This window comes from Streptomyces sp. SS8 (assembly GCF_054072955.1).
This window is the reverse complement of sequence record NZ_JBSVCZ010000018.1, coordinates 1-18,413: the sequence shown is the minus strand read 5'-3', so window position 1 is coordinate 18,413 and position 18,413 is coordinate 1. Positions and strand designations below refer to the sequence as shown.

The window sequence follows — 18,413 nt, the reverse complement described above, 5'->3', positions numbered from 1 at the left end:
CCCGTGACCGTCACGGGAACACCGGCCCCCGCTGATCCCGGTTCCGTGCGCCCGGACGGTCGGGAGAGCCGGTCCGGACGCACGGGGCGGGCCGCCCCGGAGAGCGGATCACCTCGGGCAGGGGCCGCCCGGCATGACACCCGTGTAAGGGGCCGCACCCTCCCCCTGCCCGCGGGGCATCACGGGCAGGAGGGCGCGGCGGGCAGGTCCGGGACCAGTTCGGACCACCGGTGGGTCCGCCTCGCCCTGCAGACCTCGGCCGCCACCTCGGCGGTGTCCAGCCGCCACAGGCGCTTCCCCTTGCCCGCGGTCGCCAGCGTCCGGCCGTCCGGGCTCAGGGCCATGGCGGAGATCTCCCCGTCGCCGGTGAGCGTGGCCGTCATGTCGCGTGAGGCGGTGTCCCACAGGTGGATCGTGCCCGTCCCCGCGGTGACGAGCGTTCTGCCGTCCGGGGAGAACGCCACGTGCTCGGCGCCGTCGGGGTGGCCCGTGAGGGTGGTGGCGGTGCGGTACGAGGCCGTGTCCCACAGCCGTACGCGGCCTCCGGCCGCGGTGGCCAGCAGCCGGCCGCCCGGGGAGAACGCCACACCGGTGACCGGGCCCTCGTGGCCGGTCAGGGAGGCCCGCACCCGTCGGCCGCGCACCTCCCACACCAGCACGGTGCGGTCGGCGGAGATCGTGGCCAGGGTGCGGCCGTCCGGGGAGAAGGCCAGCGCGTGCACCCGGTCGGTGTGCCGTCTGAGGACGGCCGTCTGCCGCCCCGAGGCGGCGTCCCACAGCCGTACGGTGTCGTCGGGGGAACCGGTGGCCAGGGTGCGGCCGTCCGGGGAGAACGCCACGGCCGTCACCGTGTCGGTGTGGCCGGTGAGGGTGGCCCGCCGCCGCCCCGAGGCGGCGTCCCACAGCCGGACCGCGCCGTCGGCGGTGCCGGTGGCCACAGTACGGCCGTCGGGGGAGAACGCCGCCGCGTGCACGTCGCTTCCGTGTTCCAGGGTGCGCGGCCGGCGGTGTCCGTCGGTCCGCCACAGCTCCACCGCCCCGTCGGCGCTCCCGGTGGTGGCCAGGGTGGCCCCGTCCGGGGAGAAGGCCGCCAGCCGGGAGAACGGCGCGGTGGTGCCCAGGACCGCGGTCCGCTGCTGTGTGGCCGTGTTCCACAACTGCACCCGGCCCTCGCCGTCGGCCACGGCCAGGACTCGGCCACCGGGGGACAGCGCCGTCTCGTAGGCGGCCGGTTCCTCTCCGGCGGTGATGGTGGCGGTCGTGCGGTGGTCACCGGTGTCCCAGAACCTGACGGTGCCGTCGGCCGCGGTGACGGCGAGGGTACGGCTGTCGGGTGTGAACGCCAGCTCCCGGTGGGCGTGTTCGCGGCGGCCCGTCACCGAGGAGGTCTTGCGGTAGTGGTAGGTCGCGGTGTCCCACAGCCGGGTGATCTCGGTGCCGGCCGCGGCCAGGATTCGGCCGTCCGGGGAGAACGCCACGTCGTGGACCGGGCTGCGCTGCCCGGTCGACGCGCTCCTCATGACGGTGAGGGTGGCGTTCTCGCGGCCCGGCTCGGTGTCCCACACGCGCAGGGTGGCGTCGACACCGCCGGTGGCCAGGGTGTCGCCGTCCGGGGAGAAGGCCACGGCCGTCACCTCGCCCGTGTGCCCGGACAGGACGGCCGTCTGCCGCCGCTTCGCCACGTCCCACAGCCGCACGGTCCCGTCGCCGCCTCCGGTGGCCAGGGTGGCCCCGTCCGGGGAGAAGGCCACCGTGGTCGCCTGGCCGGTGTGGCCGGTGAGGGTGGCGGCGACCCGGTGGTTCCGGGTGTCCCACAGCTTGACGCTGCGGTCGTCGCCCGCGGTGGCCAGCAGCCGGCCGTCCGGGGAGAAGGCCACGTCGTTCACCCGGTCCGTGTGGCCGGCGAGGGTGGCGGCGACCTGTTGCGCCCGGGTGTCCCACAGTCTGACGCCGTGGCCGTCCCCGGCCGTCGCCAGGGTCCGGCCGTCCGGGGAGAACTCCATCGCCGACACGGTGCCGGCCCGCCCGGTGAACCGGTCGGCCCGGTAGCGGGCGTAGGCGGACAGCAGACTGCTGCGCGTCTCGGGGACGTCGGCCCGCTGGAAGGCGGCCAGGGCCAGCATCGCCGCCGCCTCCGGGCGTTCCCCGGCCATCGAGTCGGCCTGGGCGGCCAGTTCGTGCGAGACGACGACGCGCCGCTGCTCACGGGCGATCGAGTACTGCTGGACGGTCGCCGCGATCGCGGTCGCGCAGAGCACCAGCAGTGCGGACAGCACCACCGACAGCCGCCGCAGCCGCACGGTCCGGGCCCGGGCCTCCTCCGCCTCCGCCTCCTCGGCGGCCTCGCTGGCCAGCAGGAACTCCCGCTCCAGCGCGGTGAGCCCGGCTCCCGCGCCGCCGAGCCGGTCCCGGGCCGCCGCGAGCCGGGCGCCCCGGTAGAGGGCTCCCGCGTCGCGGTCCAGGGAGTGCCAGACCTGCGCGGCCTCCGTCAGCTGCCGGTGGACGAGCAGCCGCCGCCGGTCCGCCTCGATCCAGCCGCGCAGCCGGGGCCAGGCCGCGATCAGCGCCTCGTGCGCCAGGGTGACCGTCGAGCCGTCGAGGGTGACCAGGCGGGCCCGCGCCAGCCGCTCCAGCACCTCGGCCTCGGCGGTGCGGCCCGCGCCGTCCGCCCCCAGCTCGCCGCGGTCGGTGGGGCGCCGGGTGTCGGGCACCCCCTCGCCGGGGTTGACCAGCCGCAGCAGGATCCCGCGGGCGGCGGCGGCCTGGTCGGGGTCCAGCCTGGTGTAGAGGTCCTCGGCGGTCTGGGCGATGGCGCCGCGTATGCCGCCGGTGGCCTCGTAGGCCGCCAGGGTCAGGGCGCGTCCGCGGCGCCGGCGCCAGGTCTCCAGCAGGGCGTGGGACATCAGCGGCAGCCCTCCGGGCTCGCCGGTCACCTCGTCCACCAGCCTGGCGGTGAGGGCGCGTTCGACGATCAGGCCCGCGTCGGCGGCCGGGCGGACGATGGCCCGGCGCAGTTGCGCCGGGGTCATCGGCCCGACCAGGAGCGTGGCGTCCCGCAGGGCGTCGGCGAGGCCGGGATGGCCCGCGCAGTGGCCGAAGAAGTCCGCTCTGACCGCGACGACGACCCGCAGCCGGCCGCGGGGGCGGCGGGCCGCCAGCAGCAGGTCGATGAACTCCCTGCGCTCCCCGGGGTCGCGGCACAGGGTGAAGACCTCCTCGAACTGGTCGACGACGACCACCGTGTCCGCGTCGGGGGCACGGGAGGCCGGCGAGAGCAGACGGGGGTGGTCCCTCATCGGGTGCGGGCCGGGGGTGAAGACGCGGATGGCGGCCGGCCGCATAGCGGCGGCGCCGGAGCGCAGGGCGGGGATCAGCCCCGCGCGCAGCAGCGAGGACTTGCCGCTCCCGGAGGCGCCGACGACGGCCGTGAACCGCCCCTCCCCCACCCTGCGTACGAGGTCGCCGGTGAGCTGCTCGCGTCCGAAGAACCGTTTCTCGTCCTCCGGCTGGAAGCGTCTGAGCCCCGGGTAGGGGGCGTCGGCGCCGTCCGTGCCGGACGGCTGGGCCAGCGAGTCGGCACACGCCCGGCGCCAGCGCTCCTCCCACTCCTCCCGGTCGCCGCCGCAGGCCTGCGCGTAGGCCAGGGCGACCGGGAGCGTGGGCAGTCTGCGGCCGGCCGCCGCCTCGGCCAGGGTCGCCGCCGAGTAGGGCGCCCGCTGAGCCATCGCCCGGTAGGTGGCGCCGCCCGACGCCCGGCGCAGCTCCCGCAGTTCGACCGCGAATCGCTGCACCGGCCCGGCGGCCGGGTCCAGTGGTTTCTCCCGGCGCCCCATCGCGTGTCCTCCCCCGCCGCGTCCGCGATCGGGCGCCACCGTAGGCCCCCCGCGACCGGCCGACAAGCCCGCGCTCCGCCCCTCGCCTCCCGCTCCGGCGAGTGCCGCGCGCCGGCCGCGAATTGTCCGGCGCGGCGGAACGGGCCTGCCTGACAACGCCTGTCGGCCGAGACTCGGTGCCGGGCATGGCCGGACGGACCGGTGTGCTCCGGCCGGGGCGGCGGCGGGGGACACGACCGGGGAGAAGGAGGAGTACATGGTGTACGAGACGGTGTTCGCGAGCGAGGACGTGCCCGCGGCCGAGCGGTTCGGCCGATGGTGTGAACTGGTCCGGCGGGCCCACGCGCCCCTGGAGGCGGACAGCCCCCACCGGGCGGACTTCCGGGCCCGGCTGCGCGTGCTGAGCCTCGGGGCCGTCACGGTGTGGCCCGCTGAGTTCGCTCCCGCCGTCCTGCGGCGCACCCCGGAGCTGGTCCGGCGGCACGACCCGCGGACCGTCCATGTGTCCCTGCCGCTGCGGGGGCGGCTGAGGGTCGCACGGGAGGGCCGCGCGGACGGCTACGGCCCCGGTTCCCTGTGCGTGGTGGACACCTCTCGTCCCTGCGAGATGTGGGCGGGCGACGGCGACGGCCCGTACAGCGGCATCGGGCTGGAGGTCCCCCGGGACCTGCTGCACCTGCCGCCGGAGCGGCTGACCGGACTGACCCGCCGCAGCCTGTCGGCACGGGAGGGCATGGGGGCGCTGCTGGCGCAGTTCCTGACCACGGTGACGGCGGACCCCGCCCACTACCGGCCGGCCGACGGGCCCCGGCTGGCCGCGGTCGCGGTCGACCTGCTGTCCGCCCTGTTCGCCCACACCCTGGAGAGCGATCACGCGCTGCCGCCGGAGGACCAGCGGCGGGCCCTGCTGCTGCGCGTCCAGGCCTTCATACGCCGGCACCTGCACGACCCGCGTCTGTCCCCGCCCGCGATCGCGGCGGCGCACCACATCTCCCTGAGCCATCTGCACCGGCTGTTCCGGGACGAGGGCTCCACCGTCTCGGCGTTCCTGCGCGACCAGCGGCTGCGGCGCATCCGGCGGGACCTGTCCGACCCCGCCCTGCACCGCACGCCCATCCACGCCGTCGCCGCCCGGTGGGGTCTGACCGACCCCTCCGCCTTCAGCCGTGCCTTCCGCCTCGCCTACGGCACCTCGCCCAGCGACTACCGGCAGCGCGCGCTGGCCCGCGGCGGCACGACGGCGGCCGCGCGGGGCGCTCTCGTGGCGAACGCCGCCGGCCGCTGACGCGCCGTGCGACCCGGCGCCCGGTGTCCTGTGCCGGACACCGGGCGCCGGGTGTCCCCTGTCCGGTACCGGGTGCCGGCTGCCGGCTGCCGGGCATCCGGTATCAGCCCATGTCCAGGCGGGCGGCGGCCTTGCGCAGCACGCCCGTCTTCTGCTCCACCGGCTTCTGCTGCTCGCCCTGGAGCGCGCTGACGACGGTGAGCGCGCCGGTCAGCACGGGGATGCTCCACTGGGCCCAGCGCAGCTGCCGCTCGGCGTCCTCCGTGGAGGCCGGGTGGTGCTGGGCCCCGGCCGCCTTGCCCGGGTCGGCGGAGGTGGCCATCTCCAGCTTCTTGCCCATGACGCGGCTGTAGGCGGTGGCCGCCAGGGCCGCGCCGGTCAGGACGGTCTTGATCGCCGAGGAGGCCCCCACTCCCCGCTGGTGCTCCACGCGGTACATGTTGGACGCCAGCAGGGATACGGCGCCCGCGAGGTGGGCGGCGATGGCCAGCCCGTTGACCGGCGTCCACTTCGCCCATCCGATACTCGCGATCCTGTCGCCGGTCGCGGCGTCCTCCCACTCCCTGGCGACGCCGTTCAGCCCCACGGCGCCCATCAGGGAGCCGCCGAACCATGCGCCCATACCCAGGTCGTGCAGGCTGCGGGCGAGCGTGTTGCGTTCGGACACGATGATCTCCAGTTCGCCTCGTCCGATTCGAGCGATATTCACGACATCTCGAGAATTTCGCGGCATTCAAGGCATACCAGAGGTTCCGGCGGGCCGCCGCCCGGAGCCGTACGCCCCCGGGCGGGCCGGCGGGCGTACGGGCCGGTGGGCGTACGGCGGGCCGCTCAGCCGCAGGAGGCCGTCCGCTCGTACCAGCCGGGCTCGGCCTCGGTGAGGGAGGTGACGGTGTAGACGTTCCACAGTCCCAGCGCATCGCCGGAGCCGACCGCGTAGGTGTAGCCGTAGCGGACGGTGGCGCGGCCCTGCTGCACATGGGTGTAGTTGCTCGCCGTGAAGCAGGCGGGCGTCCCCGGATCGCCGGGATCGCCCGGATCGCCCGGATCGCCGGGGTCGGTGCCGCCCAGGCCCCAGTCGGCGGTGATGTACGCCGTCGAACACATCAGGTCGGCGGTGTACGCGCCGGTCGTTCCGCAGCCCTCCGACGGGCGCACCGGGACGGCGTGCCCCATGCCACGGACGCGGTAGTCGCGCACGACGGTACCGGCGGAGGAGCCGTAGTCCCTCCGTGTCACCCCGCCGGGCAGCGAGGCCGAGCCGTCCGCGGTGGCGTCCGTGCCGTGCGTGTTCGTCCACTGCTTGACCAGCTCGTCCGCGTTCGCCGGGGCGACGGTGGTGTCGGAGGCGCCGTGCCAGATCGCGACCGACGGCCACGGGCCGCCGTACCCGGGGTTCTGGGCGCGGACCAGATCGCCCCACTGGGCGGCGGTCTTCGTGACGCCCGGGTTCATACAGCCGAACGCCCCGGTCATGCTGGTGGCGCAGCCGTGCGGGATGCCGGCCAGCACGGCGCCGCCCGCGAACACGTCCGGGTAGGCGGCGAGCACGCTCGCGGCCATCGCCCCGCCGCCGGAGAACCCGGCGACGTACACCCGGGACGGATCCGCCCCCACCGCGTTCACGGTGTGGCCGACCATCTGGCGCAGCGACAGCATCTCGCCCCGGCCGCGCGAGGTGTCCCCGGCCTGGAACCAGTTGAAGCAGCGGGAGCTGTTGTTGGCCGCCTCCTGCTGGGCCGCGACGAGCGCGAAACCGCGCGCGTCGGCGTACGTGCGCCAGCCGTAGGTGGCCGTGAAGCCGGGCGCGTCCTGGGTGCAGCCGTGCAGGACGAGAACGACCGGGGCGCCGGCCGGCAGGTCGTCGGGGATGTAGCGGTACATGGTCAGCGCGCCCGGGTTGGAACCGAAGCCGGTGACGCGTTCGAGGTCGGCTGCCGCCGCCGGGGCGGCGGACAGCCCGGTGAACGCCAGCGCGAGCGTGCCCAGCAGCACACCCGCACGGCGCAGGAGGGTCATGGCTCTCATGAGGGGGGTCCTTACGCCTGAAAGGGACCTGACAATCGATGCCGGTACCGTAGGACGTGACGCAGATCACCCGAACATGCAGGAGCCACAGGTTCGCCGGCTCTCCGGTGGCCGCCGCCCACATTGCCCCGCGAAGGGCCGCGGCCCCAAAGGTCACTCGTCGCAGGCCTCCTCCGGTCCCGCGCGGGCGAGGACGTCCGGCGGTGGCGAGGCGAGGGCGAGGCGTACGGCGTGGGGGCCCGGAGCCCGTCGGCGGCGCACGCGGCCGCCGGGGTGACCGCGGCGCCGTGCCGGGCGGCGGTGCGGCGGTACTGCGGTGGGGCGGGTCACCACCGCAGGGCGAGCGCTCCGTCCGGCTCCCGGTCGACGTGGGAGCCGAGACCGCGGCCGGCGCGGTCCAGGACCGCCCGCAGCCATCCGGCGTCCTCCCGCGAGGCGCGGCGCAGCCGCATCCGCCGCGCCTGGAACGGCACCATCCGCACACCGGCCGTCCGGCCGTCCGGCTCCAGCCGGACGAGGTACAGCAGCCGCAGGTCGTCCCGGTACCGCTCGTATCCGGTGATGCCCTCGTAGTCGTTCACCAGATCGCCGCAGCCGTACAGCACGAGCCTTCCCCGGTACACCTCCGCGGGGCGGGGGTGGTGCGAGGAGTGGCCGTGGACGATGTCCGCGCCGCCGTCGACCAGGGCGTGCGCGAAGCCGGTCTCCTCGGCGGAGACCTCATAGCCCCAGTTCGGCCCCCAGTGGACCGAGACGACCACGACGTCCCCCGGCCGCCTGACCCGGCGGATCCGCCCGGCCACGGCGGCAGCGGCGGCCGGTGAGGGCTCGTCCACGACGTCCACGCCGGGCCGGCCCGGGCCCGCGGCCCAGGACGGCGGTACGCCGCTGGAGGGCATGCAGAAGGCCAGGACCACCACCCGCCGCCCGCCCTCCAGGGGCACGGGCACGGGCCGCCGCGCGGCGGCGAGGTCCCGTCCCGCCCCCGCGGCGGCGATTCCCGCGCCCGCCAGGGCGTCGAGCGTCTCCTCCAGGCCGGGGCGGCCGAAGTCCAGGACGTGGTTGTTGGCCAGGGCGCAGACGTCGGGGCGGGCGGCCGACAGACAGGGGAGGCCGGCTGGACTCATCCGGTAGTGGATGCCCTTGCCCGGCGCGAACGCTCCGCCGCGCGTGACGGCGGTCTCCAGGTTGACGATCCGGGCGTCGGGGGCGGCCTCGTCGATCGCCGCGAGCGCCTCGCCCCAGGGCCACTCGAAGCCGGCCGGCCGGGGCACCGGGCCGCCGGCCGCCTCCGCCAGCTCGACGTAGGAGCGGGCGTCCCGGATGTACGCCTCGCGCAGCTCCGGGTCGCCGGGGTGCGGGAGGATCTGGTCGACGCCCCGGCCGAGCATCACGTCACCGCAGAGGAACAGGGTGACCGCGGCCCCGCTCATGCTTCCGAGGATAGGACCTTCCCGCCCTCACCTCCGGGGCCGGCCGGCCCCGGGAGGAGGGGACCCTCGGCCCTGCACTCCCGGCCGCGTCCGTGGTGTCCTGGTGGTGGCCGTCGGAGGCGGCCACCGGACGCGGAGAAGCGGAGCGAGACCGCGCACCGCGCGATCGGAACCCGCGGGAAGCGGGTGGCCTCCGGCAGGCCGCGTGTGCCCGGCGGGACCCCCGTACGCCGGGCACACGGCGTGGGCGCGGCTACCCGCCGCTCCCCTCCGTCCCGGCCCCCTCCAGGGTCGCGGCGTGGTCGGGCACGCGGGTCTGCGTCTCCCTCGGCGGCCGCCGGTAGCCCGTGGACGGCGGCCGGGGCGGCAGGCTCAGCTCCGGCGGCTCGACCTCGCGGTAGGGGACGCCGGACAGCAGATGGGCGATCATGTTGATCCGCGCCCGCCGCTTGTCGTCCGCCTCCACGACGTACCAGGGGGACTCGGGGATGTCGGTGTGGGCGAACATCTCGTCCTTGGCCCGCGAGTACGCCTCCCAGCGGACGCGGGACTCCAGGTCCATCGGGGACAGCTTCCAGCGCCGCATGGGGTCCTCCAGCCTCGACCGGAAGCGCCTCTCCTGCTCCTCGTCGCTGACCGAGAACCAGTACTTGCGCAGCAGGATGCCGTCCTCGGTCAGCAGTCGCTCGAAGACGGGGCACTGGCGCAGGAAGCGCGCGTACTCCTCGTCGGTGCAGAAACCCATGACGCGCTCGACGCCCGCGCGGTTGTACCAGCTGCGGTCGAACAGGACGATCTCGCCGGCCGCCGGAAGCTGCTCCGCGTAGCGCTGGAAGTACCACTGGGTGCGCTGGCGCTCGGTGGGCGCGGGCAGGGCGACGATACGGGCCACGCGCGGGTTGAGGTACTCGGTGACGCGCTTGATCGCGCCGCCCTTGCCCGCCGCGTCGCGCCCCTCGAAGACGACGACCAGCCGGGCGCCGGTGGAGCGCACCCACTCCTGCATCATCACCAACTGCTCCTGGAGCCGGAGCAGTTCCCTCTCGTACACCGGCCGGGGCAGCCGGGCGCGCCGCCCTCCGGACTTCTTCGGCGGCCGTTTCCCGCCGTCCTGCCGCACCATACGCACCCTTCCACGCTTTCCGGCATTTTTCCTTTTCCGATGACAAAACCGTTTCCCCCGGAGAAACCGGGAAACACGGACGGCCGATTCACGCGGCCCGACCCAGGGATGGTGAAGTATGGCAACCGGAGAGACCGGATTCAGCGATGTCGTCTACGACCTGATCTCGGTGCAGTACCACGCGCTGAAGGCCGGACACGACTACGGGCAGTACGTGCGCGACGCCGAGAACGCGGGGAAGCAGGAGATCGCCGACTTCTTCCGCAAGGTGATGGAGGAGGACTCCCGGCGTGCCGCCCAGTGCCACAAGTACCTGGCGCAGCTGTCCGGCACCGAGGACGCGGGCCCGGCGGCCCAGTAGGGGGCGGGTCCTTCCGGCCGGACGGGGCGGCCCGCGGCCGCGTACGGCGGTACCGCGGGCGCCCCGGCCGGCCGCGCCCCGCACCGTTGCGCCATCCCGCTTCCGGCGCCCCGGAGCGCGCCGCGGTCCGCGCGGCGGTCACCATTGAGGCATGTCCCGACGCCGATCCCGTCCGCGCCAGAAGGCTCCGTCCGCCTCCCCCGCCCTCTCCCCCGACGCCCCCTGCCCGTGCGGGCTGCCCGCCCGCTACGCCGACTGCTGCGGCCGGTTCCACCGGGGGCAGGCGGCCGCCCCCACCGCCGAGGCCCTGATGCGCTCCCGCTACAGCGCCTTCGCCGTGCGCGACCGCGCGTATCTGCTGCGCACCTGGCATCCGGACACCGCGCCGGAGCGGCTGGAGACGGACCCGGACACCCGGTGGCGGCGTCTGGAGATCCTCGGCGCCACCGGTGGCAGCCCCTTCCACGCCGAGGGGACCGTCTCCTTCCGCGCCCACTACAGCGAGCGGGGGCGCGAGGGCGTCATGGAGGAGCACAGCCGCTTCGTGCGCCACGCCGGCGCGTGGGTCTACCTCGACGCCTCCGGCTCCTCCGGCCGTCCCTGACCGTCCCCGACCCGCGCTCGGGCGCCCCGGGGCACCCGGAGGCAACCGGGCGCCCGGGGACGTGAAGAAGCCGTGCACCGCCCGCGCACGACGGGCTCCGACGCGGCCGCGACCGAGTAAGGTCCTCTCCGGGGACCATCCGTGAGCGGCCGCGCACTCTGCGGCGCGGCGCCGCGGTGAAGTGCGTGTCCGGCGCGGAACGTTCGCGCGGACGCACCGCGGTCCCCTCCGCGCCCCGCTCTGCGGGTGCGGAGGAGGTACGGGAGGGGGGAGATCGCGTTGCGTCCCGACTCGAGGTCGCGGCTGCGCCGTCCGGCCGCCGGGGAGCCGCGCTCCCTGGGCCCGTGGGACCGCCCGGGGCCGGACGCGCCACAGCGGTCCGGTGACGGCGCTTCCGGAAACGGGGGCGGGGCCGGCTCGCGGGGCACGGAGACCGGCGGCTCCCACCGGGGCGGGCCGGCCGATCCGTCCGGGCCCCCCGAGCCGCGCACGGGTTTCCTGACGGGGCGCCGCGGCCCGCGCACCACCGCCCTGATCGTGACCACCGGCGCGATCGGCTCCGCCCTGGCGACCCTGCTGGTGGCCTCCGGTGTCCTGACGCCCGCCGACCCCCGCCCACCGCTGTCCGGCGGCCCGCCGCCCTCCCCCGAGCAGACGGCCTCCGCGCCGGACGCCCCGCCCTCCGCGTCCGGTTCGCCGGGCCCCGGGCCCTCCGCTCCCGCCGCGCCCCCGTCCTCCCCGGCCGCCCCGGACGGCACGCCGTCCGCGCCCGCACAGCCGTCCCGCACACCGCCGGAGTCCGCCGCACCGCCTCCCAGCCCCGCCTCCCAGCAGTCGCGGCGCCCCGTGCCCGGCATGCTGCGGGAGGGGGACGGCGGCCCGGAGGTCGAGGAGCTCCAGCGGCGGCTGCGGCAGATCCCGGGCATCTATCCCGACGGCGAGGTCGACGGCCGCTACGACGCCGAGGTCACCGAGGCCGTCGCCCGCTACCAGCAGTGGTACGGCATCCGGGGCGACGAGCAGGGCGTGTACGGCGACGACACCCGGCGCGACCTGGAGGCGCGCACCTGACGGGCGGCCGCGCGCTCACCGCCCCTCTGCTCACCCCCGTGTGTCCGCCGCCCGTGCGTTCACCATCCGTGTGCCCCGAGCCAGGACTCCACCCGGCCTTCGTCCCAGGCGCCGTCCGCGACGACCACGCGGTAGCGGTAGGCGAAGCTCTCGCCCGGCGGCAGCTCGAACTCCTCGAAGAAGGCCCAGGAGAAGGCCACGACCGGGGTCGGTTCGGAGCGCACGAACCAGTGGGAGTCGTGGATCGCGTCGTCGTTGCCGGGCGCGTGGGCGAAGACCACGGTGGTGTGCGCGTCCGCTCCGTCGCGTTCGGCGGTGAAGGCCAGCCAGGGCGCCCGGGTGCCCATCATGGCCGCGGCGCCGGCCTCCCCCTTCCCGCCCCGGCCGCCGGGGCCGAGGACGTCGCCGCCGGCGAGGTCGCGCGGACCTCGCCAGTGGAGACCGGTGTAGCCGGCCATCTCGCGTCCGGCGGTGGTCGGGGAACCGAACAGCAGCGGCTCGGTGCGGATGTTGGTGAGGTGGATCGACCAGTCCAGCGCCCAGGCACCCTCCTCGGGCTCGGCCGAGTGCACCTCGACGGTGCGCTTCTCCCGGGCCCACTCCTGTCCGCCATTCTCGGTCCACGTCAGCCGTTCGGCCACGCGTACCCGGTCCCCGCCCGGGCCGAGGACGTCCACCGCGTCGAAGCCGTCGTGCCGCATCCACCCCACCCGGTCCCGCAGCGGCAGGTAACCGCGGCCGTGGACGTAGGAGTTGCCGCCCCAGAAGTTCTGCCCGGACAGGTGGCTGGCGGTCATCTGCAGCCCCTTGTGCCAGCGGTGGTCGCTGGGCCGGTAGCCGGTGACGGTGCGGCCGGCCAGGGTGCGCAGCGGGTGGGCGTAGGGCTTGCGGGACTCGAAGGCGTCCGGATCGGGCCGGTACACATAGGCCAGCAGCTCCACCGCGCCGCAGGCGACGGAGATGCGCTCGCCGTGGGTGTGGGTGACGGTCAGCGGCGCGCTCACCGGGTCGCCTCCTTCACGGGGGCGCCCGGCGCCCAGTCGGGGTGGTCCCCGTGCATGGCGGTGTGGTACGGGTCGCCGGGGACGATCTCGCCGGCGCGCACCGGCAGCCCGGTGAAGGCGGACTTGTACAGGGCGGCGGTGAACTCCAGGGTGCGGCGGGCCTCGTGGCCGCTGCCGGGCGGCCGGACGCCCGCGCGCCGGGCGGCGAGTACGGCCGCGAGCTGGACGGTGTGGGAGCTGGGCAGATCGGCCGCCGGGGTGCGCCAGGCGCGGACGCGGTCGGCTCCGTCCGCGGCGCCGGCCACGTGGGGGGCGGGGGTGTAGACCCAGTCGTCGTTGGAGTGGCCGTACAGATGGGTGAGTTCGACGGTGGCGTCGGCGCAGTCGATCCGTATGCGGCTGGTCTCCTGAGGGGACAGGACGCTGTTGACGACGGTGGCCATGGCGCCGCTCTCGAAACGGACCAGGGCGGTGGAGACGTCCTCGCTCTCCACGTCGTGCACCAGGCGTCCGGCCATGGCCCGCACCTCGGCCCAGTCACCGAGCAGATGCAGCAGCAGGTCCGTCTGGTGGATGCCGTGGCCCATGGCGGGGCCGCCGCCCTCGGTGGCCCACCGGCCGCGCCAGGGGACGCGGTAGTAGGCGGCGTCGCGGTACCAGGTGGTCTGGCAGTGGGCGACGAGCGGGGCTCCCAGCGCTCCGGAGGCCAGCAGTTCACGGGCGTGGACGGCGCCGGAGCCGTAGCGGTGCTGGAAGAGGACGGTGGCGAACGGGCCGCCGTCCTCCTCCCTCCCCTCGGCGGCGGCGATCTCGTCGTACTCGGCGAGGGAGAGGCACAGCGGCTTCTCGCACAGCACCCACGCCCCGGCGCGCAGCGCGGCCACGGCCTGCTCTCGGTGGAGGGAGGGCGGGGTGCCGATCAGCACCAGATCGGGCCTCTCCCGCTCCAGCATCAGGGTCAGGTCGGTGTAGCCCGCCACCCCTTCGCCCGCCCGCGCGCGGAAGGCGTCGAGCCGTCCGGTGTCCACGTCGACGACGGCGACCGGCTCGACCTCGTCCGCGTGGGCTTCGAGAGCCGGCAGGTGGCCGACGGTGGCGATGGCTCCGGCGCCGACGACGGCGACGCGGAGGCGTTGGTTGACCGGGGGCATCTGGTTCGGGCTCCTTCGGTGGCCGACTACGACAGAAAGCGCTTACCGAACTAGACCCTAGGGGCGGCGAGGGCATCTGGAAAGAGCCGCGCGCCGCGTCCGCGGCTCCGCGGGTCAGCCCTGCGGGACGTCCTTGACGAAGACGACGCCGTCGCCGTCGCCGTCCGCCAGTCGGGCCGGATCGAGCGGGGCGTAGCCGAACCAGGGGGACACGCGGGGCGCGGGAGGAGGGTCGCCGAGGGCTGCGGCCAGCTCCTGGGCACCGACGAGACAGCGATCCCGGGGCAGCGCGTACAGGAGCCCTTCGAGGCTGTCCGGCGGCGGGGCGTCCACTCCCCGGTGCCGGATCGTGCCCAGGGCCGTGGCCACGAAGGCGTACTCCCGGCCGAGCCGGGCGCTCACCAGCGCGCCGGCGCCCCACCACTCAACCGGCCCCTCCCACATCCGCATCGTGCTCCTCCCCCTCTGGAGATGGGAGTTGTGGGCGTGGACGAACACCGGGCCCCGCTCGGCGAGGGCGAGGAGGTTTCCGGCCATCATCGAGTCCCGCAGCGCGCACAGCCGGGCCATACGCACCGGTGACGCGCCGGCCATCCGGTGGTGGTAGCGCAGCAGGCCGGTCGCGGCGCGCCCGTGCAGGCGCGCCCTGTCCCACTCCTCCCATGAGGCCGCCGCGATCAGGTGAGGTGTCTGCTCCTCCAGCAGCGCCACCAGGTCGTCGGCGAGCAGCCGCAGTCTGTCCGCCTCGGCAGACCGCCCCACCGACCGGGACGGGTCCGTCATCGCGGCGGGTTCGGTCCACCGGGCGTCGTCGCCGAGCAGGCGGTCGAGCGTCTGTGCGTCACACGGGAGCAGGTCCGCTTCCACATGGGCCGTGAGGTGGTGGTGGAGCGCGACAAGGGCCTGCCGGGGGCTCGCGGCATGGGTGATCTCCAGCGGGCCGTCGAAACCGGCGAAGCGGAGCCGGTCGGAGGCGGGCCTGCCCTCGGCGTCGGCGCGGGCGTTGTGGGCGCGCATCCAGCGCACGAGTTCGCGGTTGGCCGCGAAGGCACCCCAGCCGTGGCTGAACCCACTCTCCATGACCTGGTCGAGGGTGCCGGTGCCGGAGGTGACGTAGTCGTCCACGGTCAGACCCGCCACGCAGTCGCTCTCGATCGCGATCGTCCGGTAGCCCTCCTCCTCGACGAGTTGCCGGAACAGCTCGTTGCGCAGGCCGAGCAGCGCGTCCTCGCCGTGGGTGGGCTCGCCCAGGGCGAGCATCCGGGGCCGGACCGGGAGTACCCCCATGATGGCCGCCGCGTCGACGGCGCGGGCGATGTCCTTGGTGTCGGTAACCATGCCTTCAACGCTATCGTTGAACCTTCGATGGAGACTTTTCCGCGATATCTTCGCCTCCATGGGGAGAAAGCTTCAAAATGGTGAGCGGCTCAGGCCGGTCGATCTGGCACGCGGGCACGGCCTGTCCACACAGGCGGTCAGGAATTACGAGGAGGCCGGGATCCTTCCGGCCGCCGATCGCACACCCCACGGCTACCGCGTCTACACCCCGCTGCACGCACGGGCCCTGCGCACCTTCCTCGCCCTGGTGCCCGGCCACGGCCACCAGGCGGCGACGGCGATCATGCGGGCGGTGAACGAGGGCGCGCAGGAGGAGGCGTTCCGCCTCGTCGACGAGAGCCACGCCCAGCTCCTGGAGGACCGCCGGACCCTCCGGACTGTGGAGAGCGCCCTGCGCGATCTGGATACCGGTGCGGACCCCGGGGCGGGCCGGGCGCCCAGGGCCGGGTCCGGGTCCGGCGGCGTGTTCATCGGGCCACTGGCCGGGAGGCTCGGCATCCGGCCCGCGACGCTGCGCAAGTGGGAGCGTGCCGGGCTGGTCCGCCCGCACCGCGACCCGCGTACCGGGTACCGGGTCTACGGCGAGGCCGAGGTACGGGACGCCCGGCTGGTCCACCAACTCAGGCGGGGTGGCTATCTGCTGGAGCAGATTGCCCCGCTGGTCGACCGGGTGCGGGCGGCCGGCGGGCTGGAGCCGCTGGAGGCAGCGCTGCGCGACTGGCACGGCCGGCTGTCCGCCCGCGGGCGGGCGATGCTGACCGGGGCCGCCGAGTTGGAGGCGTACCTGCGCGAACGCGGGTGAAACGTCCCTCTCCTGGGATCCGCAGACGAACGGCCGCCGCTCGGCGCGGAGTCCGACGGCCGAGGCAGGGCGGGAGGATGTCCCGGATCCACCGCAACGCCTCCTGCGCCGCCCCGTCCGGCGGCTATGGTGCGGTCACCGGTCGGGCGAGGGGCGTGAGGGGCGGCATGGCGGACGAGGCGGTCGCGGGCGGCGGTACGCGTACGGGACCCGGTGGGGAGCCGGTACCGGAAGCCGTGCTGGAGTCGTCCCTGGATTCCGTGGTGGTGCACGCCGTCGGGGCCGTGTGTATCCGGCGCGCCCGCTGCACCCTCCCACGGGACCCGAAGGGTCCGGACGCGGTCATGCGCGTCCGGGTGGAGGGGTTGCCGATCTCCCTGTACGACCACTCGCTGCGCGGCCGGGTCGTCTCCGGCCCGCCCGGGCTGCGGGTGACCGACGTACGGCCGGTGCGGTCCGCCGCTCCCCGACAGGACCGCGAACTACCCTCCCTGCGATTGGAGTTGGAGGAGGCCGAGAACCGGCTGGACCGGCTGCGCGAGCGGCACGGCCGGCTCACCGCGGAGATCGGGACGGTGGCCGAGCTGCGGGCCGTGCCGCCGCGGCCCCGCCGCGGGGATCCGCCCCGCTGGGCTCCGGTGGAGTCCCTGCTGGCGCTGGCGAACTTCGTGGACGGCCGGCTGGCGCTGCTCCAGGGGCGGCTGCGGGCGGTGGAGGACGAGCTGAGCGGCGCCGAGCACGATGTCGACGTACTCGTCCGGCGTCTGGAAGCGGCCTCCGGCGCGCTGCCCGCCACGCGGACGGGCGAGTCGGCCGCCGCCGTCCTGACCCTGGAACGGTCCGGGGACGGCGCGCCGCGCAGTGGCGGGGACGAACAGGACTGTCCCGACGCGGAGTTGGAGGTCGAGTACCACGTGCCCGGTGCCACCTGGTCGCCGGTGTACCAGCTGCGGCTGGACGGCACGGACTCCTCCTCCGGAGGGACGCTCGTGCTGCGGGCCTGCGTGGCCCAGCGCACCGGCGAGGACTGGACGGGCGTACGGCTGGGCCTGTCCACCGCCGACCTGCTGCGGCGCACGGACCTCCGGCTGCGGTCGCTGCGGATCGGGCGGCGCCAGGAGGAGCCCGCCGCACGGGGATGGCGCGAACCCCCGCCGGGACTGGAGGAGTTGTTCGCCGGATACGACGCGGCTCTCCCGCCGGGGCCGCCGCCCGGCCCCGTCCCGGCCCGGACCGGCGGGGCGCCGCCGCCCGCCTCCGCGGCCTCGCCGCCCCCGGTCGGTGCGGCCGCGGTGCCGGGTGCCGCTCCGGGGCCGGACACGAGCCGGAGGTCCCGTGGGGCCGAGCGCGGGTTCGCCGCCTACGGCGCCCCCGCCGCGGCCTCCGCACCGCTCGCCCCGGCCGTCCCCGGGGCCCCGGGGACGGCTGCCGCCCCCTCCCCTCCCTCCCCGCCGGGCCCGGCCGAGGGCATGCTCGACTACCTGGGTCTGACGCTGGCCGGCCCGGACGAGCCCGGCCGGCGCGGCAGGCTGCGGCCCGCACCGGAGAAGAAGAGCACGGCCGTCGCGGAGCAGCGGCGGCGGGCCGAGTCCGTGGCGCGGCTGGCGCGGCCGGCCCACGCGGTCGACGTACGGCGGTCCGCCGGCTCCTTCCACCACCGCTACGACACGGCCGCCCCCGTGGACGTGGCCGCGGACGGGGCCTGGCACACCGTCCCCGTCCGCGAGATCCCGGTGGAGACGGTGCCTCGGTACGTGTGCGTGCCGTCGGTGGACCCCACCGTGTACGGCACGGTGCTGCTGACCAACGCCTCCCGCCATCCGCTGCCGGCCGGACCGGCCGACGTCGTCGTGGATGGCGACTTCGTCCTCACCGCGCCGCTGCCCACCCTCGCGCCCGGGGAGTGCCGCGGGGTGGGGATCGGCGCGGTCGAGAGCGTGAAGGCGGCGCGGCGCACGCGTCTGCGCGAGTCCGCCGCCGGGCTGCGCGGCGGGACGACGGTGCTCGACCACACCGTCGAGGTCGAACTCGCCAACCGCCTCCCGCACCGGATCACGGTGGAGGTGCGCGAACGCGTGCCCGTCAGCGCCGACAAGGAGGTGCGGATCGAGGAGCGCCCGGCCGAGCCGCCCTGGACGGACCCCGGCAGGCCCCTCGACGACGGGGACGGCGGCGACGGCCGCCATGTGCGTGGTGCGCGGATCTGGCGGGTGGAGCTGGAGCCGGGCCGGACCACCGTCCTGACCGGCGGATACGAGGTGCGGATCCCCGCGGGGAAGGCACTGGTCGGCGGGAACCGGAGGGAGTGGTCCACATCTTGACTTCCTCCTCCTCCTGAAGGAGGGGGATTCCTACGGCTCGCGCCGTGGGGTTTTCTGCT

At 75.5% G+C, this 18,413-nt stretch carries 14 protein-coding genes; 6 read left to right on the top strand and 8 right to left on the bottom strand.

Annotated features, from left to right (window positions below):
* Window positions 1–179: 179 nt before the first annotated feature.
* Complete coding sequence (locus ACW69E_RS18010; RefSeq protein ID WP_457499270.1) at window positions 180–3,833, bottom strand: nSTAND1 domain-containing NTPase; 3,654 nt, start codon at window positions 3,831–3,833, stop codon at window positions 180–182.
* Between the two features lie 256 nt (window positions 3,834–4,089).
* On the opposite strand from ACW69E_RS18010, the gene ACW69E_RS18005 reads away from it, so the two are divergent.
* Entirely contained in the window at window positions 4,090–5,118 is a 1,029-nt protein-coding gene (locus ACW69E_RS18005; protein ID WP_457499269.1) for an AraC-like ligand-binding domain-containing protein, read from the top strand.
* A gap of 103 nt (window positions 5,119–5,221) precedes the next feature.
* On the opposite strand, the gene ACW69E_RS18000 is transcribed toward ACW69E_RS18005, so the two are convergent.
* The 4 genes from ACW69E_RS18000 to ppk2 form a co-directional block, all read right to left on the bottom strand.
* Window positions 5,222–5,785: a hypothetical protein gene (locus ACW69E_RS18000; RefSeq protein ID WP_457499268.1), complete on the bottom strand. Its 564-nt coding sequence runs from the start codon at window positions 5,783–5,785 to the stop codon at window positions 5,222–5,224.
* A 164-nt stretch (window positions 5,786–5,949) separates the two neighbouring features.
* Window positions 5,950–7,146: an extracellular catalytic domain type 1 short-chain-length polyhydroxyalkanoate depolymerase gene (locus ACW69E_RS17995; RefSeq protein WP_457499267.1), complete on the bottom strand. Its 1,197-nt coding sequence runs from the start codon at window positions 7,144–7,146 to the stop codon at window positions 5,950–5,952.
* A gap of 326 nt (window positions 7,147–7,472) precedes the next feature.
* The gene (locus ACW69E_RS17990) at window positions 7,473–8,579 is read right to left on the bottom strand and encodes a CapA family protein (protein WP_457499266.1); all 1,107 of its coding nucleotides are present in this window, start codon (window positions 8,577–8,579) and stop codon (window positions 7,473–7,475) included.
* A gap of 253 nt (window positions 8,580–8,832) precedes the next feature.
* The gene (gene ppk2, locus ACW69E_RS17985; protein ID WP_457499265.1) at window positions 8,833–9,702 is read right to left on the bottom strand and encodes a polyphosphate kinase 2; all 870 of its coding nucleotides are present in this window, start codon (window positions 9,700–9,702) and stop codon (window positions 8,833–8,835) included.
* A 118-nt stretch (window positions 9,703–9,820) separates the two neighbouring features.
* On the opposite strand from ppk2, the gene ACW69E_RS17980 reads away from it, so the two are divergent.
* The 3 genes from ACW69E_RS17980 (at window position 9,821) to ACW69E_RS17970 (ending at window position 11,738) form a co-directional block, all read left to right on the top strand.
* Entirely contained in the window at window positions 9,821–10,063 is a 243-nt protein-coding gene (locus ACW69E_RS17980) for an acyl carrier protein (RefSeq protein ID WP_093659922.1), read from the top strand.
* A 151-nt stretch (window positions 10,064–10,214) separates the two neighbouring features.
* Window positions 10,215–10,667, top strand: a complete 453-nt coding sequence (locus ACW69E_RS17975; protein ID WP_457499264.1) for a YchJ family protein — start codon at window positions 10,215–10,217, stop codon at window positions 10,665–10,667.
* A gap of 279 nt (window positions 10,668–10,946) precedes the next feature.
* Entirely contained in the window at window positions 10,947–11,738 is a 792-nt protein-coding gene (locus tag ACW69E_RS17970; protein ID WP_457499263.1) for a peptidoglycan-binding domain-containing protein, read from the top strand.
* A gap of 59 nt (window positions 11,739–11,797) precedes the next feature.
* Here ACW69E_RS17970 and ACW69E_RS17965 read toward each other — a convergent pair whose 3' ends face one another.
* From ACW69E_RS17965 to ACW69E_RS17955, 3 genes are all read right to left on the bottom strand, one after another.
* On the bottom strand, window positions 11,798–12,742 hold the full coding sequence (locus ACW69E_RS17965) for a DUF6807 domain-containing protein (RefSeq protein ID WP_457499262.1): 945 nt from the start codon (window positions 12,740–12,742) through the stop codon (window positions 11,798–11,800).
* Window positions 12,739–13,893: a Gfo/Idh/MocA family protein gene (locus tag ACW69E_RS17960; RefSeq protein ID WP_457499261.1), complete on the bottom strand. Its 1,155-nt coding sequence runs from the start codon at window positions 13,891–13,893 to the stop codon at window positions 12,739–12,741. Before ACW69E_RS17960 ends, ACW69E_RS17965 begins: the two co-directional genes overlap by 4 nt.
* 114 nt (window positions 13,894–14,007) lie before the next feature.
* Window positions 14,008–15,231, bottom strand: coding sequence for an erythromycin esterase family protein (locus ACW69E_RS17955; RefSeq protein ID WP_457499260.1), 1,224 nt, complete (start codon window positions 15,229–15,231; stop codon window positions 14,008–14,010).
* Between the two features lie 58 nt (window positions 15,232–15,289).
* Between ACW69E_RS17955 and ACW69E_RS17950 the strand changes: the two genes are divergently transcribed.
* Together ACW69E_RS17950 and ACW69E_RS17945 are read left to right on the top strand one after the other, a co-directional pair.
* Window positions 15,290–16,033: a TioE family transcriptional regulator gene (locus ACW69E_RS17950; protein WP_457499259.1), complete on the top strand. Its 744-nt coding sequence runs from the start codon at window positions 15,290–15,292 to the stop codon at window positions 16,031–16,033.
* A gap of 167 nt (window positions 16,034–16,200) precedes the next feature.
* Window positions 16,201–18,354, top strand: coding sequence for a DUF4139 domain-containing protein (locus tag ACW69E_RS17945; RefSeq protein WP_457499258.1), 2,154 nt, complete (start codon window positions 16,201–16,203; stop codon window positions 18,352–18,354).
* Window positions 18,355–18,413: the final 59 nt, after the last annotated feature.

Bases quoted from the DNA above. Each gene is read 5' to 3' on its own strand.
- ACW69E_RS18010 (WP_457499270.1), bottom strand. From the start codon at position 3,833: ATGGGGCGCCGGGAGAAACCACTGGACCCGGCCGCCGGGCCGGTGCAG.
- ACW69E_RS18005 (WP_457499269.1), top strand. From the start codon at position 4,090: ATGGTGTACGAGACGGTGTTCGCGAGCGAGGACGTGCCCGCGGCCGAG.
- ACW69E_RS17995 (WP_457499267.1), bottom strand. From the start codon at position 7,146: ATGAGAGCCATGACCCTCCTGCGCCGTGCGGGTGTGCTGCTGGGCACG.
- ACW69E_RS17990 (WP_457499266.1), bottom strand. From the start codon at position 8,579: ATGAGCGGGGCCGCGGTCACCCTGTTCCTCTGCGGTGACGTGATGCTC.
- ppk2 (WP_457499265.1), bottom strand. From the start codon at position 9,702: ATGGTGCGGCAGGACGGCGGGAAACGGCCGCCGAAGAAGTCCGGAGGG.
- ACW69E_RS17980 (WP_093659922.1), top strand. From the start codon at position 9,821: ATGGCAACCGGAGAGACCGGATTCAGCGATGTCGTCTACGACCTGATC.
- ACW69E_RS17975 (WP_457499264.1), top strand. From the start codon at position 10,215: ATGTCCCGACGCCGATCCCGTCCGCGCCAGAAGGCTCCGTCCGCCTCC.
- ACW69E_RS17960 (WP_457499261.1), bottom strand. From the start codon at position 13,893: ATGCCCCCGGTCAACCAACGCCTCCGCGTCGCCGTCGTCGGCGCCGGA.
- ACW69E_RS17955 (WP_457499260.1), bottom strand. From the start codon at position 15,231: ATGGTTACCGACACCAAGGACATCGCCCGCGCCGTCGACGCGGCGGCC.
- ACW69E_RS17950 (WP_457499259.1), top strand. From the start codon at position 15,290: ATGGGGAGAAAGCTTCAAAATGGTGAGCGGCTCAGGCCGGTCGATCTG.
- ACW69E_RS17945 (WP_457499258.1), top strand. From the start codon at position 16,201: ATGGCGGACGAGGCGGTCGCGGGCGGCGGTACGCGTACGGGACCCGGT.